The following is a 15544-nucleotide window of genomic DNA, read 5'->3' on the forward strand; positions in this document are numbered from 1 at the left end:
CCGCCCCCGCCCCCTCCGCCCCCGATCGAGGTCGGCGGCGGCTGGTACCTGCGCGGCGATGTCGGCGCGAGCGTCTACACCCGCCCGAGATACACCGAGGCCTACGATTACACCGGCTACGCGGATGCCAACCGGTCGTTCGGCAACGAGATCGGCGGTGGCGGTTTCGCGGGTGTCGGCGTCGGCTACCAGTTCACCCCGTTCCTGCGCGGCGACGTCACCGGTGAGTACCGCTACTCCACCGGCCTGCGCGGCAGCGAGTATTACAAGGGCCCCGAGTTCGACAACGGCCTCGGCTCCTACGGGGTCAACAAGTCGACCAGCAACTTCGATTCCGCGGTGGTGCTGGCCAACGCGTATTTCGACCTCGGCACCTGGTACGGGATCACCCCGTTCATCGGCGGCGGCGTCGGCTACGCCTTCAACCACATCTCGGGCTATTCGACCAACCAGCAGTTCACCAGCCCGACCTACGCCTACGATTACGGCAACCCGATTTACGACTGCAAGTGCGGCCAGCCCTACTACAATTACGCGCCGGTCTACGACAACAACGGCAACCCGGTGTACAACACCAACAGCGGCAGCAAGTTCTACAAGAGCAAGACCAGCGGCAGCTTCGCCTGGGCGCTGCATGCCGGTCTGGCCTACGACGTGAGCGACGCCCTGAAGATCGAGGTGGCCTATCGCTACCTGAACCTCGGCAAGGCCGAGACCGGCGCCGGCTTCGTGCCGTGCTGCACCGAGGCCCTGCGCCCGATCAAGGTGAAGGACATCGAGGCCCACGACGTGAAGATCGGCCTGCGCTACTACCTCGGCGGCCTGGTCGCGGCGCCGCTGCCGCCGCTGATGCCGGAGCCGATCCCCGGCCCGCTGGTCCGCAAATACTGATCGTCTTTCCAACGCTCTGACGGCCGACGGCGCGGATGCTCTCCGCGCCGTTTTTTTTCGTCCTGCCGCCGGGGCAGACATCGATCGCAAGGCGCAGAGCAACATTGGGCCGTCGGATAGTTCTGGCCCAGTCGCGATGATCGAATCGGGATCTCCGAAGAACCCCGAAATAACGGACGCTTAAGGTTACCCAACTATCACTGCATCGAGGCCCGAGCCGCCGTCCGTCTCGCAGTTCCAGGACGATCCCGATGCGTACCGTCACCCTGCCGCTGCTGGCGGTCCTCAGCCTCTGCGGCGCCAGCACCGCCCGGGCCGCCGACCTGGACTACGATTACCTGCGTGGCGCCGATTACGACCCGGTCCCGGCCCCGGTGGTCGACTGGAGCGGCGTCTACGTGGGTGGCCATGGCGGGTATACGTCCGCGGCGCTGGGTACAAAGGGCGCGCTGCAACCCCTGATCTATCGGGACTCTCACGATACGACGGGCGAATCGACGTTTCGTGCGTCGACCCTTCTCAATCCTCCGTCGAAGCGGGTCGGCGACACGAGTTTTGGCGCCTTCGTCGGTTACAATGTCCAGTTCGACGACTTCGTCTTCGGCTTCGAGGCCGACTACACGAATTTCGGCAAGATGGGCGTGTCGAGCGACGGACTCGGGCGCAGCAAGACCGCCTCGAACATTCTCGAAACAGTCGATATGGCCGGATACACGGCCACGCGCGTCAACGATTACGGCACGCTGCGAGCCCGGGCCGGCTACGCTCTCGGCAACATCCTGCCCTTCGTGACCGGCGGTCTGGCGATCGGCCGGGCGCGCATCGCCGACACGACGATGTACCGGAACTATGGCTTCGACGTCACCGCCTACAACGCCAACCTCGCCGGGACACCGACCTACGTGTCCAATTTCGGCTATACGAGCTTCAATCCGAACGCTCCCTACAATGGCACGCCGTTCACGTCGATCCAGACGCAATCGAAGACCAAAGTGGTCGCCGGTGCGACGGTCGGCGCCGGTCTCGAATACGCGATCACGCCGAACATCCTGCTGCGCGCCGAGTATCAATACGTGCTGTTCAGTCAGTTCGATGGGCACAAGGTCAACCTGAACACGGTCCGGGCCGGCGCGGCGGTCAAGTTCTGATGCGGCCCGGCGCCGGGAGGCTTCCGATGCTCGACCCGAGGGGATTGCGACCGTTCACGTTCGGCCTGCTCGCCGGGCTCGCCCTCATCCCCGCGCCGGCTTCCGCCTGGCCCGAGGACCGCAACTTCGATCCGCCCCGCCTCCGGCGCGTGGTCCGCGTCCGACCCGACCTGTCGGCCGTGCCGCCACCCGTGATCGTCCGGGGCTACCTGCCGCGCAATCACAACGTCCCGATGTACAACGAGCCGCCCCGCCGCGGGCCGGCTTGGTGATCCCGCTTCAGCTCTCCAGCTCGCTGTCCCAGTACAGGTAGTCGAGCCAGGTGTGGTGGTACTGGCGGTGGTCGAATTCGGGCTGCCGGTGGTGCAGCTCGTAGCGGGTCGGCCGGCGGGGCTCGGTCGCGAGCGGCATGTCGGCCTCCTGCGGCGTGCGGTTGGCCTTGCGCAGGTTGCAGGGCGAGCAGGCCGCCACGACGTTCTCCCAGCTCGACAGGCCGCCCCGGGAGCGCGGCACCACGTGGTCGAAGGTCAGGCCGCCCGAGGGCAGCCGCAGGCCGCAATACTGGCAGCTGAAACCATCGCGCAGGTAGATGTTGTAGCGGGTGAAGGCCGGGCTGCGCGCGAGCGTCACGTAGTTCTTCAGGGCCACCACGCTCGGCACCCGCAGCGCCCGCGAGGGCGAGCGGGCCTCGACGTCGTAGCTCGCCACCAGGGTGACGCGGTCGAGGAACAGGGCCGTGAAGGCGTCCTTCCACGACCAGAGCGAGAGCGGATTGTAGGAGAGCGGCCGATAATCCGCGTTCAGGACGAGGGTTTGGAGATCCATCATCGGCGCGACTCTTCGGACTATCTCTGACGCGTATAACGCGCGGGAACGCGCCGGCGCCCCACCGGCCCGTCCGACGCGGCCGCGGGCCGGTACAGGACGGGCCGGCGGACGGGACGTCGGCTCGGCGGGAGAGGCGGAAGGAGCAACAGGGCGGCGGGCCGGCGCGCGGTGACGCCAGTCGGTGCGGTAGCAACCGGAACGCGGCCGGGCCGGACCGGCATCGGCGCCGGCCGAACCCTTTCGCGTGACGACGAAAAGGCCCTGTCCATCTGGTGTTCATCTAATCCCACCGTGACAGCCTTGTGAAGCTGCTCCCTCAGGGGCCTGGGGACGCACCCACAGCGGGTGCCGGGCGCGCCGGCCGGCGCCAGGGTGGGCAGGGGCACGGTTTCGCCCTATTGGAAGCCCACAGCGCCCGGCCTCGAGGGCCGTGCCCGAATCGCCCTGCGGTCAGGCGCGCCCCTCAGGCTTCGATTCACGCGCTCGCCGACGCCGAACCGGCGTCCCCGCCGGTATCCCCTCCGGCGGCGAGCGCTCGAGAAGGCCCGCGCGGTTCCCGATGACCGCCGGTCCGCCGATGCCGGGCTCCGACCGCGCGCCCGGCGCGCCCGACGAGAGGTAGCCTATGATCCGCACGCCCGTGCGCCCCCGGAAGCCGAACGGCGCGCCGCGCCGGCCCGCCGCGCTGGCCCTCCTGGCCGCGCTGATGCTGGGCATCCCGGCCGCCGCGCCGCCCGCATCCTGGGCCCAGGGCGAGGCGCCGGTCGGGCAGCACCCGGGGACCAAGCCCGCCGATGCCAAGCCCTCCGAGTCCAAGCCCGCGGACGCCAAGCCGGCCGACGCGAAGGCGCCCGACGCCAAGCCCGCGGCGCCGAAACCCGAGATGTCGGAGCAGCTCAAGGCGGTCCGGGCCCAGCTCGACGCCGCCAAGGCCGAGCTCGAGGCGCGCGAGAAGCAGCTGGGGCATCCCGATCTGACCGCCACCGACCTGGCGGCGATCCGCGACAGCGCCGGGACCGTCACCGAGGAGATCCGCGCGCTGATCACCCGGCTCGACGCGCCCCTCGAGGCGGCGCGCGAGCGGCTGGCGCAGCTCGGCCCGAAGCCGAAGGACACCCAGGAAAGCCCCGAGATCGCCGAGCAGCGCGTGGAGCGCGAGGCGGCGGTGACCCGCATCGACGAGACCCAGCGTCTCGCCCGCTCCCTGCTGGTGCAGGGCGACCAGATCATCGACCGGGTGTCGAACCGCCGGCGCGAATCGTTCACCCGCGACCTGTTCCAGCGCTCGCAGCCGCTGGTCAGCCCGGGCCTCTGGGCCAAGGTCATGGCCGACATACCGCGCGATACCCGCTCGCTGCAGAGCGCCGTGTCCGATATCGGGCTGCTGTTCTCGCGCAACGGCAGCATGGGCAATCTGCTGTTCCTGGGGCTCGCTTTCGGGATCTCGGTCGCGCTGTATTTCGGCCGGCGCAACATCGCGCCCCGGGCCGCCCGCCGGGACGCCTCCGCCACCGAGCCGTCGCGCCGCGCCACCCTGCTGGCCGCCTGGCGGGTGATCCTGCTCGGCACGGTGCCGGCGGTGGCGGGTTCCTACGCGGTCTACTACGCGCTCGACGCCACCAACCTGCTGCCGTCCCGGCTGCTGCCGGTGGCCGCCGCGATCCTGGGCGGGCTGGCCTTCATCGCCTTCGTCGAGGCCCTGTGCGACGGGTTGCTAAGCCCCGACAAGCCGGCCTGGCGCCCCGCCCCGGTCGGCGACGCGGCCGCCACCCGGCTCACGCGCCTGGCCGTCGGCATCGCCACGGTAATCACCGTGGTGAAATCCGTGGAGGCGCTCAATTCCGGGATCTCGGCGGCGCTGCCGATCTCGATCGCGACCCGCGGCCTCGGCGCCGTGGCCACCGCGCTGATCCTGGCGGTCGGCCTCCACCGCTTCGCCGATACCGAGCAGGAGGAAGAGGCCTGTTTCGGCCCCTACGTGCCGACCAAGACCACCACGGGCATCGGCGGCCCGGCCCGGCTCCTCGGCTGGGCCGGGGTCGCGCTGATCGGGCTCGGCGCGCTCGTCGGCTACGTCGCCTTCGCGGCCTTCCTGATCGACCAGCTGATCTGGGCCGCGGGCGTGCTCGTGCTGCTCTACCTGCTGGTCCAGAGCGTCGACACCTTCATCGGCCGCGCGCTCACCGACGAGACCCGGCTCGCCACCGCGCTCCAGGCCAATACCGGCCTGCGCAAGCGCTCGCTGAACCAGATCTCGGTCCTGGCGACCGGGGCCGCCCGGGTCGTGCTGATGCTGGTGGCGGCGCTGCTCGTGCTGGCGCCCTGGGGGCTCGATTCCACCGACATCGTCTCGTCGATCCGGCAGGCCTTCTTCGGCTTCAAGGTCGGCGACGTGACGATCTCGCTGTCGAGCATCGCCTTCGGCATCGGCATCCTGGTGCTCGGCGTGTTCGTCACCCGGGCGGTGCAGCGCTGGCTGGAACAGACCTACCTGCCCGCCACCGACCTCGATGCCGGCCTGCGCAACTCGATCACCACGATCGCGGGCTATTGCGGCTTCCTGCTCTCCCTGGCGCTCGCCTTCTCGTATCTCGGCCTGAGCCTGGAGAAGCTGACCATCGTGGCCGGCGCCCTGTCGGTCGGTATCGGTTTCGGCCTGCAGTCGATCGTCAACAACTTCGTCTCCGGCCTGCTGCTCCTGTGGGAGCGGCCGATCCGGGTCGGCGACCAGGTGGTGATCGGCGATTCGGAGGGCATCGTGAAGCGCATCTCGGTGCGCTCCACCGAGATCCAGACCTTCGACCGCTCGGCCGTGATCGTGCCGAACTCGAACCTGATTTCCGGAGTGGTCAAGAACCGCGTGCGCGGCGACCGTTCGGGCCGGGTCAGCATCACGGTCAGCGTCCTGCGCAACCAAGACCCGGTGCGGGCCGCCGAGATGATCGTCGGCTGCGCCCAGGCCCATGCCGACGTGCTGAAGGATCCGGCGCCCCGGGTGGTGTTCAAGAAGATCGGCGACCCGTTCCTGGAATTCGAGCTGCTGGTCTGGATCGTCGATGTCAGCCTCGGCCTGAAGGTCCAGACCGACCTGAACTACGCGGTGTTCGCCACCCTGTCGGGCGCGGGCTTCATCCCGCCGCTCGGCCCCGGCGCCAGCATCGTCACCGTGCAGGGCTTCGAGACGATGCAGGCCGCCATGGGCGAGATCGCGAGCCGGTTCGGCCAGGCCGCGCCGGCCCCCGGGCCCCAGGAGCCGAAGGAGATCCCGGAGCCCCAGGAGGCGCCGCCGTCCCAGCCGCAGCGCGACCGCGGCCTCCGGAGCGCCGGGGGCTGACGGGGGAGTGCGTCTCAGCGCGTCGCGCGCTGAGACGGCCGCAGATCGAGATGCGCGCGCGCGCCGTCGGCGGCGAGCATCACCTGCCTGCCCCTGCGCGTCAGCAGGCCGGCTCGCTCCAGCGCGGTGACGTCGTCATGCACGCGCCGGTAGTTCCGGCGAAGCGATCCGGCCAACGCATTGATCGATTCGGCAGGGCCTCCGGTCAGGGCCTCCAGGAGCGCGATGCGGGCCGGCGAGAAGGTCTTGAGGAAGGCGGACCAGTTCTCGAAGGTGACGATCCGCTCAGGCTGCGGCGCCTCGCCGGCCTCGGCACGCCGCACGGCCGTGAGGAAGCGATCCCGCATGTCCTCGACGGATCCGCCGATGACGTATGTCACCTCGTCGCTCATAGTTGGCCTCCGCGCAGAGTCCCGACCTCGGTCAGAAAGTCGTCCAGCAGCTTTTCGTAGGTGGTGAACCGGTACGGAGTTTCCACGTCGCCGCGGTGGACGTGATCGCCCTTCCCGGCCTCGTTGTCGTAGGCCAGGATCCGCAGGCCCTCGCGCCCGTAGAACAGCGAGTATTTGAGGCCGTGCGCCGAGCCGCGGACCCGGTTCGGCGGCTTGAGTTCCCAAAGCTTGAGCTGAAGAATGGAACCGTCCGCGTAGACCTTCTTGGCATCGATCAGAAGCGTCGCACGCGGCATATGACATGAGATGGCATAGGCCTTTTATGGCGTAAAGTGTCTGATCGGGCTGGGCGATACGGTCAGGAGGTCCGGTCGCGCGATCGCCCGGGGCTCCCTATATGGGCCGGGCGTCCGAGCCGGATGCGCGAGCATGGATCTTCGAACGTGGGCGGACGCAACCTGAGACGAGGCTTCTGGGCGGCGGCCTGCATTCCGGCGCTGGCGCTGCTCGGCGCCTGCGCCACCGAGGCGCCGAGCACGGCGGCGCTGCCGAGCATCTACCTGCCGCTGGCCAGCCAGGCCGCCCATGTCGACACCGACGCCGCCCGGGACATGATCTCGTCCTATCGCCGCAACCGCGGCGCGGCGCCGCTCACGGTCGATCCCGAGCTGCAGCGTCTGGCCGAGGCCGAGGCCGCCGCCATGGCGGTCGCCGACCGGCCGAGCAAGGCGCAGACCGTGAAGGCCGCGGTCGGGCGGCTCGGCTTCTCCGACGTCAACGCCAACCTGTCGGCCGGCTATCACACCCTGGCCGAGGCGTTCTCCGGCTGGCGCGAGAGCGCGCCGCACGACGCCACGATGCTCGACCCCCGGGCGACCCGGATGGGGATCGCCACCGCCTACGCGCCCGGCTCGAAATACAAGGTCTACTGGGCGCTGCTCACCGCCAAGTAGGCGCGCTACGGCAGCCCCTTCACGTTCGGCACCGGGGGCGCCTCCTTCAGCAGCGTCACCGTCACCCGGCGGTTGGCCGCGAGATAGGGGTTGTCGGGGAACATGGGCTCGGTGTCGGCCTTGCCGGAGACCGAGGCGAACCGGTCGTCCTGCACGCCCGCCCCGGCCAGGATCTCCCGCACGCTGATCGCCCGGCCGGCCGACAGCTCCCAGGGCGACACCGGCAGGCGCTGGCCCGGCCTTTCGGTGGCGGTAAAGCCCGTGATGGCGATGCGGTTGGGCATCTGCCGCAAGGCCGGGGCGAGCTTCTCCAGGAGGCGCCTCGTGCGCTCGTTCGGGCGGGTCGAGCCGTCCGGGAACATCGCGCGCCCGTCCTGGTCGACGATTGACAGTTCGAGACCCTGGTCGGTCCGGACGATCACGACGTTCTTCGACAGTTCGGCGATGTCCGGCATGTCCTGCAGCGCCTGCCGCAGGGAGGCCGCCGCGAGGCCGAAATTGTCCGGCTCGCCGGTCTCGGTCAGGCCGAACTCGCTGCTCTGGTCGCGCCGGGGCGGCGTCGTCCGGTCGGTGGCCTTCTCGGGCGGGATGCTGCGCAGGTACTTCACGTGGTCGGCGGCCGGCAGGCCCTCGGATTCGAGGATGCCGGCGAACTTCGATTCCTTGTTCACCCCGAAGGCGTCGCGCATCGAGCCGGCGACCACCTGCATCTTCTTCTGGTCCTGCGTCGAATAGGCCGCGACCATCACGAAGAAGCTCATCAGGAGCGCCATCAGGTCGGCGAAGGTCACGAACCAGCCATGGCCGCCATGCGCGCCGCCGCGCTTCCGTCTGGCCATATCAGGCGGCCGGTTCCAGCAGCGCTTCGCGATGGTTGTGCGGCAGGTAGGCGACCAGCATCTCGCGCACCAGCATCGGGCTCTTCTGGTCGCGGATCATCAGGATGCCGTCGATGATCAGGGAGCGGGAGACGTCCTCCTCCTCCAGCTTGACGTGCAGCTTGTCGGCGAGCGGCAGGGTGATCAGGTTGGCGATCACGGCACCGTACAGGGTAGCGAGCAGGGCGGTCGCCATGGCGGGGCCGAGCTTCGAGGGGTCGGACATGTTGGCGAACATCGCCACCATGCCGAGGATCGTGCCGATCATGCCCCAGGCGGGGGCGCAGTCGCCGTAGGCCCGGTAGACCTTCGAGCCCTCGTCGAGATGCATCAGGAAGTTGTCGCGGTCCCGCTCCATCGTGTCCCGGATGAAGTCCCGGTCGTAGCCGTCGGCGATGTAGCGCGCGCCCTGGGCCAGGAACGGGTCGGAGATCTCCATGTTCTCCAGCGCCATCGGGCCGGACTTGCGGACCACGTCGGCGAGCTTGGTGATCTCCTCGATCAGCTCCTGCGGCTTCACCGAGCGCATCATGAAGGCGAAGCGCAGGCCCATCGGCAGGCCGTGGACGATCACCGAGAACGGGAAGCGGATCATCGTGGCCGCGGTGGCGCCGCCGAACACCACGACGACCGCGTGCTCCGACGCGTAGGCGCCGAAATGGCCGCCATCGAGCACGATCAGCCCGACCACGACGCCGAGACCTGAGAGGAGGCCGAGTGCAGTTGCGAGATCCATGCTGCGGCGCCCGGTCCGGAAAGGTAAAAAAAAGCTGACCCCGCGGTCGCTTGCGGCCGGGTTATTCACAGCGGTAGGAAATCTTGCTGAACGAACCGTAAAGGCGAAGGCCTCGACCCTGTCGAGGGCCGTCATCGCCCGTTCAGGCGGGCCCGGGCATAAGCCGTGTCGTGTGAGGGGTTTGGTGGCGAAGGCGGCTGTGTCCGCCCGCCGCACGGACCTTAAGAAATGGCGCGAGACCCGGACACACGGGCCGCGCCGGGGGTGGTGGAGCGGTGGCGATGGTTCGTCTGTACGGGCGGGTCCTTGGTTTCCTGAAGGCGGAGCGGCGGCTGGCCATCGGTCTGGCCGCCACCAACGTCGTGCTGGCGATCGCGGCGTTTGCCGAGCCGCTGCTCATGGGCCGGATCATCGATCAGCTCACCCACCTGCAGCGCGGCGGCAACGCCATGGGCACGATGCTGCCCCTGCTGGCCGCCTGGGTGGCGTTCGGCTTCTTCACCATCGCGGCGGGCGTGTTCATCGCGCTCCACGCCGACCGGCTGGCCCACCGCAACCGCCTGTCCTCGATGGCGAGCTATTTCGAGCACGTGCTCGACCTGCCGCTGGCGTTCCACTCGGCGAACCATTCGGGCCGGGTGCTGAAGGCGATGTTGGAGGGCACCAACGGCATGGCCTGGCTGTGGCTCGGCTTCTTCCGGGACCACCTCGTCGCCCTGGTCTCGCTGGTCGTGCTCCTGCCCATGACCCTGTTCATCAATTGGCAGCTCGGCTCGATCCTGGTCGTCCTGGTGCTCGCCTTCACGGCGCTCACCACCTTCGTGATGCGCCGGACCGAGACGCTCCAGGGCCAGGTCGAGGCGTTCAATTCGGGCCTCGCCGCCCACGCCTCCGACGCGCTGGGCAACGTCGCGGTGATCCAGTCCTTCACCCGCGCCAAGGCCGAGAAGGACGCGATGCGCGGCATCATCACGAACCTGCTCGCCGCGCAGATCCCGGTCCTGTCCTGGTGGGCGCTCGCCAACGTCGCGACCCGCGCCTCGGCGACCATCACCATGACGGCGATCTTCGTCACCGGCATCTGGCTGTATCAGGCCGGCACCACCACGGTGGGCGAGGTCGTGGCCTTCATGAGCCTGGCCACCGCCTTCGTGGCGCGGCTCGACCATGTGGTCGGCTTCGTTAACGGACTATTCCAGCAGGCGCCCAAGATCGCCGAGTTCTTCGAGATCTACGACACCGTGCCGGCCGTGGCCGACCGCCCGCATGCCCGCCAGGTCGCCCGGTTCGAGGGCGAGGTCACCTTCGACGACGTCGCCTTCTCGTATGATGGCCGGCGCCAGGCGCTCGACGGCGTCTCGTTCTCGGCCCGTCCCGGCGAGACCGTGGCCCTGGTCGGCACCACCGGCTCGGGCAAGTCGACGACGCTCGGCCTCCTGCACCGCAGCTTCGATCCGGCTTCCGGGTCGATCCGGATCGACGACATCGACGTGCGCGACATCGGCCTCTCGTCCCTGCGCCACAACATCGGCGTGGTGTTCCAGGAGCCGATGCTGTTCGCCCGCTCGATCCGCGAGAACCTGCAGGTCGGCCGTCCCGACGCCACCGATGCCGAGATGCTCGACGCCCTGGAGCGGGCCCAGGCCGGTGCGTTCATGGCGCGCCAGCCCGACGGGCTCGACACGGTGATCGGCGAGCGCGGCCGGTCGCTCTCCGGCGGCGAGCGCCAGCGGCTCTCGATCGCCCGGGCGCTCCTGAAGAACCCGCCGATCCTGATCCTCGACGAGGCGACCTCGGCCCTGGACGCGGCCACCGAGCGCAAGCTCCAGGGCGCCCTGGAAGCCGTCATGGAGGGGCGCACCACCTTCGTGATCGCCCACCGGCTCGCCACGATCCGCAACGCCGACCGCATCCTGGTCTTCCACGAGGGCCGCATCGTCGAGGCCGGCACGTTCGACGCGCTGGTCGCCCAGAACGGCCGCTTCGCCGAGCTCGCCCGGGCCCAGTTCATGGCGGCCGCGGCCGACGAGGACGAGGGTCGCCTGGCCCTGGCAGCGTAAGGAACGGGCGCCGGTCAGCCGGCGCTCAGCGCATCGTGCCGGATATCCGAACCGGCACGATGCGCCAGCTTTTTGCTTTGCATCGTCTTTTTCTCAAAAGCCGGCAGCTCCCTTTCGGGACGATAGCTCTAGGGAAGTCTCAACCTTTCGGGAGACAGTGTCTTCCGAAGACGCTCACCCGCCCCGGAGCCCCGTCCCCGATCGGGCAAGTGATCCTGACCCTCTGAGTCGCAAAAACATGCTGCGCGAGATCGTCCTCGACACCGAGACCACCGGCACGGAGGCGCGGAACGGCGACCGGCTGATCGAGATCGGCGCGGTCGAGCTGCTCAACCACATCCCCACCGGCCGCACCTTCCACCGCTACTGCAACCCGCAGCGGGCGGTCTCGGAGGGCGCGTTCAACGTCCACGGGCTGTCGGACGCCTTCCTGTCCGACAAGCCGGTCTTCGCCGAGATCGTCGGCGAGCTGCAGGCCTTCCTGGCGGACGGGCGCCTTGTCATCCACAACGCCCCCTTCGACGTCGGCTTCCTCAACATGGAATATGCCCGGCTCGGAGCGAACGCGCCGCCGCCGATCCAGCTGGACGACGTGGTCGACACCCTGCCGATGGCCCGCCGCAAGCATCCGGGCGCGGCCAACAACCTCGACGCCCTGTGCAATCGCTACGGCATCGACACCAGCCGCCGAACCAAGCACGGGGCGTTGCTCGACGCCCAGATCCTGGCCGAGGTCTATGTCGAGCTGCTCGGCGGCAAGCAGACCAGCCTCGGCCTCCTGGATGCCCAGGCGGGACCGCAGGTCCAGGCCGTCGTCCAGGCGGTTCCGGCGGCCCCCCGCCCGTATCGGAGTCGCCTTACGGATGAGGAGCGGGCGAGGCACGACAGCTTCCGCGCGAGCCTCGGCCCGGCGCCGATCTGGGCCGACTATATCGGCGCCGACGACCCGGCCTGACCGGCCTTGCCGCATCGCACATCGGCCTCTATTGCGTCGCACCAAATGGCGAGCTTCGCGCCAACCCCGGCCGCGACACGGACGCTGATGTGACCAAGCGTGCACCCATCATGGACCCCTTCAGCAAGCTGAAGGATATGCAGGACGGCGTCCGCGACAGGAATGTCCGCTCGCCCTTCGCCGACATGATCGAGGTCACCCGCCTCACGAGCCTCGGCCGTCTGGACGAGGCGACCGCCCTGATCCAGCGCAGCCTCGGGGGCTACGCGGCCGCACCGCCGCCCGACGCGCCAGCCCCCCAGGCCGCGACCCGCCGCGCGGAAGCGCCCCAAGAGGCCCGGCGCGAGGTCTCGCAGAAGACGCCGCGCACCGAGCCTGCCCGCACGGTGATCGCCGAGCCGGCGGTGCGGGTCCGCAAGGCGGTCGGCAAGGTCGTGCGCGGCCTGGCGCCGGTGCTGAAGGGGCTCGGCCATGCGCGGCGCATCCCCGCACGGCCGCCGGCCCCCCGGACGCCGGCCGAGAGCCGCTTCGTCGCCCTCAGCCACGCCGAGCCCGCCGGCAGTCGCGACTACAAGCTGTTCATTCCGGGCCATCCGGCCGAGCCGGCGCCGCTGGTGGTGATGCTGCACGGCTGCACGCAGAACCCGGACGATTTCGCCGCCGGCACCGGCATGAACGCTTTGGCCGAGCGCGCCGGCTTCTTCGTCGCCTACCCGGCCCAGAGCCGGCAGGCCCATGTCCAGCGCTGCTGGAACTGGTACGAGCCGCGGGACCAGCGCCGGGAATCCGGCGAGGCCGCGATCATCGCGGGGCTCACCCGGGCCGTGATGGCGGCTCACCCGATCGACCCGACCCGGGTCTACATCGCCGGCATGTCGGCGGGCGGCGCGGCCGCCCTGAACATCGCCCGGGCCTATCCGGATCTCTACGCCGCGGTGGGCGTGCATTCGGGTCTCGCGGCCGGCTGCGCCCGCGATCTCGGCTCGGCCTTGATGGCCATGCAGGTCGGCGCGCCGGGCCTGGGCACCGCGCCGTCCTTCGGCGCAGCGCCCATCGGCCAGCGAATCCCCACCATCGTGTTCCACGGCGAGGATGACGGCACCGTGAGCGTGCGCAACGCCGATCAGGTGCTGGCCCAGGCCAACGTCGCCGGCCTGACGGCCCGGTCCGAGACCTTCGAGGGCCGCGGCCACCCGTTCACCCGCACCCGCTACCAGGACGAGACCGGTCGGGTCATGGTCGAGGATTGGCGGGTGCGCGGCGCCGGCCATGCCTGGTCCGGTGGCCGCCCGGAAGGCAGCTACACCGATTCCGACGGCCCCGACGCCTCGCGGGCGATGCTCGACTTCTTCGCCGCGCATCGGCTCGGGCCGCAGTAAACGCGCGCGCGTCCGGAGACTTGCAGGGCGCGGCCCTGCGCCCGCAAAAGGTCCCGGACCTTTCGAAACCGTGACCGGACCCATCCATGACCGCACCGATCCCGACCCTCGACGGCCTCGCGCAGGTGGCGGAGCGCTACGACCTGCTTCTCTGCGACGTCTGGGGCGTGCTGCATGACGGCCAGAAGGCCCATGTTCCAGCCGGCGAGGCGCTGATCCGGTTCCGCGGCCTGCCGGGCGCGCGGCCGCGCCGGGTGGTCCTGGTCTCGAATGCGCCCCGGCCCGGGGACGGGGTGGGCCGCATCCTCGACCGGTTCGGCGTGCCGCGCGAGGCCTACGACGCGATCCTGACCTCGGGGGACCTCACCCGCGAGCTGATCGCCGGCCGCCCGGGGGCGCGGATCCGGCATCTCGGGCCGGAGCGCGACCTCGGGATCTTCCAGGGCCTCGATCTCAGCCTCGTCCCGGAGGAGGAGGCCGACCTCGTGGTCTGCACCGGCCTGTTCGACGACCGCAGCGAGACCGCCGACGATTACCGCGACGAGCTCATGCGGCTGGCGGCCCGGGGGCTGACGATGATCTGTGCCAATCCCGACCTCGTGGTCGAGAGCGGCAACCGGCTGATCCCCTGCGCGGGCCTGCTCGCGGCGGCCTATGCCGAGCTCGGCGGCGCAGTGATCTATGCCGGCAAGCCGCACCGCCCGGTCTACGAGGCGGCGCTGGCCAAGGGGGCCGAGCTCACGGGTGCGCCGGTGGATCCGGCCCGGGTGATGGCGATCGGCGACGCGATCCGCACCGACATCGCCGGCGCCCGCGGCTTCGGCATCGCCAGCCTGCTGGTGGCCCGCGGCATCCATGCCGAGGAGCTCGGCGTCTCGGCCGAGCACCACCGCCTCGGCGACGTCGCCGAGTGGCTCGGCCGCCAGGCGGTGCATCCGGACGCGGTGATCGAGCGGCTGGTCTGGTAGAGCACCGGCCCCGGCGGCCATGCTACAGAGCGGGGATGAGCGATCCCGTCCCCGCCGCCACCCATGCCCGCACGATCCTGGCGGCGCACGAGCATCGCCGGCAGATCGCGCCCCTGACCGGCTGGGATTCCGGCCTCGACCTCGCGGCTGCCTACCGGGTGGCCGAGGAGGTCAGGCGCCTGCGCGCGGCGCGGGGCGAAAAGCCGGTGGGCCGCAAGATCGGCTTCACCAACACGACCCTCTGGGAAACCTACGGCGTCCACGCGCCGATCTGGGGACATGTCTACGACACGACCCTGCACGACCACGCCGCCCTGACCGGCCCGGTCCCGCTCGCCGCCCTGGTCGAGCCGCGGATCGAGCCGGAGATCGTGTTCGGGCTTGCCCGGGTGCCGGAGCCTGGCATGGACGACGCGGCTCTGACCGGTTGCCTCGCCTGGGTCGCCCAGGGCTTCGAGATCGTGCAATCGCTGTTCCCCGGCTGGCGTTTCGCCGCCCCCGACACGGTGGCGGCCTTCGGTCTGCACGGCCTTTTGGTGCTCGGCGAGCGCGTCCGGATCGACCCGGACGCGGCGCGCAGCTGGATCGACGGGCTGGCGGGCTTTTCCGTCGAGCTTCTGCGCGACGGTGCGGTCGCCGACCGGGGCAGCGCCGGCAACGTGCTCGGGGGCGGCCCCCTGGCGGCGCTCCGGCACCTCGTCGATGTGCTGGCTAACGATCTTGGTAGCCCACCCCTCGCGGCCGGCGAGATCGTCTCGACCGGGACGCTGACCGACGCCCTGCCGGTCGCGCCCGGGCAGGTCTGGACCGCGCGTCTGTCCGGCCTGCCGCTGCCCGGCTTCGACCTCAGCTTGGCCTGACCGCACCGCCGCGCGTCTGTCCGGCACAAAGCCGCTGCGCATCCGCACGAAATCCGTCGCGCATGGCGCCGGATGCGGTATGGCGGGATCGGGCGGTCTCGTGCGGCACGGGATTCGCCCTGTGCCGTCCGTCATCGCCTCCGCCCCGGCTCCGCCGCGGCG

General features: G+C 70.1%; 15 protein-coding genes. 10 read left to right on the top strand and 5 right to left on the bottom strand.

The window, feature by feature from the left end; genetic code table 11:
* The 3 genes from WYO_RS13755 to WYO_RS13765 all read left to right on the top strand — a co-directional run.
* On the top strand, positions 1-891 hold an 891-nt coding region (locus tag WYO_RS13755; RefSeq protein WP_007563397.1), incomplete at its 5' end, for an outer membrane beta-barrel protein.
* 251 nt (positions 892-1142) lie between these two features.
* Positions 1143-2039: an outer membrane beta-barrel protein gene (locus WYO_RS13760; RefSeq protein ID WP_007563399.1), complete on the top strand. Its 897-nt coding sequence runs from the start codon at positions 1143-1145 to the stop codon at positions 2037-2039.
* Between the two features lie 26 nt (positions 2040-2065).
* Complete coding sequence (locus WYO_RS13765) at positions 2066-2311, top strand: hypothetical protein (protein ID WP_007563400.1); 246 nt, start codon at positions 2066-2068, stop codon at positions 2309-2311.
* A 7-nt stretch (positions 2312-2318) separates the two neighbouring features.
* Here the strand turns inward: WYO_RS13765 and WYO_RS13770 are convergent, their stop codons facing one another.
* On the bottom strand, positions 2319-2867 hold the full coding sequence (locus WYO_RS13770) for an HNH endonuclease (RefSeq protein ID WP_007563401.1): 549 nt from the start codon (positions 2865-2867) through the stop codon (positions 2319-2321).
* Between the two features lie 625 nt (positions 2868-3492).
* Between WYO_RS13770 and WYO_RS13775 the strand changes: the two genes are divergently transcribed.
* Positions 3493-6201, top strand: a complete 2709-nt coding sequence (locus WYO_RS13775) for a DUF3772 domain-containing protein (protein WP_007563403.1) — start codon at positions 3493-3495, stop codon at positions 6199-6201.
* A gap of 14 nt (positions 6202-6215) precedes the next feature.
* On the opposite strand, the gene WYO_RS13780 is transcribed toward WYO_RS13775, so the two are convergent.
* On the bottom strand, positions 6216-6593 hold the full coding sequence (locus WYO_RS13780) for a hypothetical protein (protein ID WP_007563405.1): 378 nt from the start codon (positions 6591-6593) through the stop codon (positions 6216-6218).
* Positions 6590-6889 carry a DUF6516 family protein gene (locus tag WYO_RS13785; protein WP_007563406.1) on the bottom strand — a complete coding sequence of 100 codons (300 nt, stop codon included), beginning with the start codon at positions 6887-6889 and terminating at the stop codon, positions 6590-6592. The genes WYO_RS13780 and WYO_RS13785 overlap by 4 nt, the downstream gene beginning before the upstream one ends.
* A gap of 147 nt (positions 6890-7036) precedes the next feature.
* Here WYO_RS13785 and WYO_RS13790 point away from each other — a divergent pair, with 147 nt between their 5' ends.
* Complete coding sequence (locus WYO_RS13790; RefSeq protein ID WP_007563407.1) at positions 7037-7546, top strand: CAP domain-containing protein; 510 nt, start codon at positions 7037-7039, stop codon at positions 7544-7546.
* Between the two features lie 5 nt (positions 7547-7551).
* Here WYO_RS13790 and WYO_RS13795 read toward each other — a convergent pair whose 3' ends face one another.
* Together WYO_RS13795 and WYO_RS13800 are read right to left on the bottom strand one after the other, a co-directional pair.
* The gene (locus WYO_RS13795) at positions 7552-8385 is read right to left on the bottom strand and encodes a flagellar motor protein MotB (RefSeq protein ID WP_007563408.1); all 834 of its coding nucleotides are present in this window, start codon (positions 8383-8385) and stop codon (positions 7552-7554) included.
* 1 nt (position 8386) lies between these two features.
* A complete protein-coding gene (locus WYO_RS13800; RefSeq protein ID WP_039902939.1) occupies positions 8387-9160 on the bottom strand; it encodes a MotA/TolQ/ExbB proton channel family protein in 774 nt (257 codons plus the stop codon).
* A 275-nt stretch (positions 9161-9435) separates the two neighbouring features.
* Here WYO_RS13800 and WYO_RS13805 point away from each other — a divergent pair, with 275 nt between their 5' ends.
* The 5 genes from WYO_RS13805 (at position 9436) to WYO_RS13825 (ending at position 15382) form a co-directional block, all read left to right on the top strand.
* Positions 9436-11220, top strand: coding sequence for a glucan ABC transporter ATP-binding protein/ permease (locus WYO_RS13805; protein WP_039902940.1), 1785 nt, complete (start codon positions 9436-9438; stop codon positions 11218-11220).
* 238 nt (positions 11221-11458) lie between these two features.
* Positions 11459-12175 (top strand): DNA polymerase III subunit epsilon, encoded by a 717-nt coding sequence (gene dnaQ, locus WYO_RS13810; RefSeq protein ID WP_007563411.1) that lies wholly within the window; start codon positions 11459-11461, stop codon positions 12173-12175.
* Positions 12176-12285: 110 nt separating this feature from the next.
* Complete coding sequence (locus WYO_RS13815) at positions 12286-13554, top strand: PHB depolymerase family esterase (RefSeq protein WP_007563412.1); 1269 nt, start codon at positions 12286-12288, stop codon at positions 13552-13554.
* Between the two features lie 86 nt (positions 13555-13640).
* Entirely contained in the window at positions 13641-14522 is an 882-nt protein-coding gene (locus WYO_RS13820) for a TIGR01459 family HAD-type hydrolase (protein ID WP_007563413.1), read from the top strand.
* A gap of 35 nt (positions 14523-14557) precedes the next feature.
* Positions 14558-15382 (top strand): hypothetical protein, encoded by an 825-nt coding sequence (locus tag WYO_RS13825; RefSeq protein WP_007563414.1) that lies wholly within the window; start codon positions 14558-14560, stop codon positions 15380-15382.
* The last annotated feature ends 162 nt before the right edge of the window (positions 15383-15544 follow it).

The organism is Methylobacterium sp. GXF4, assembly GCF_000272495.1.
Lineage (GTDB): Bacteria > Pseudomonadota > Alphaproteobacteria > Rhizobiales > Beijerinckiaceae > Methylobacterium > Methylobacterium brachiatum.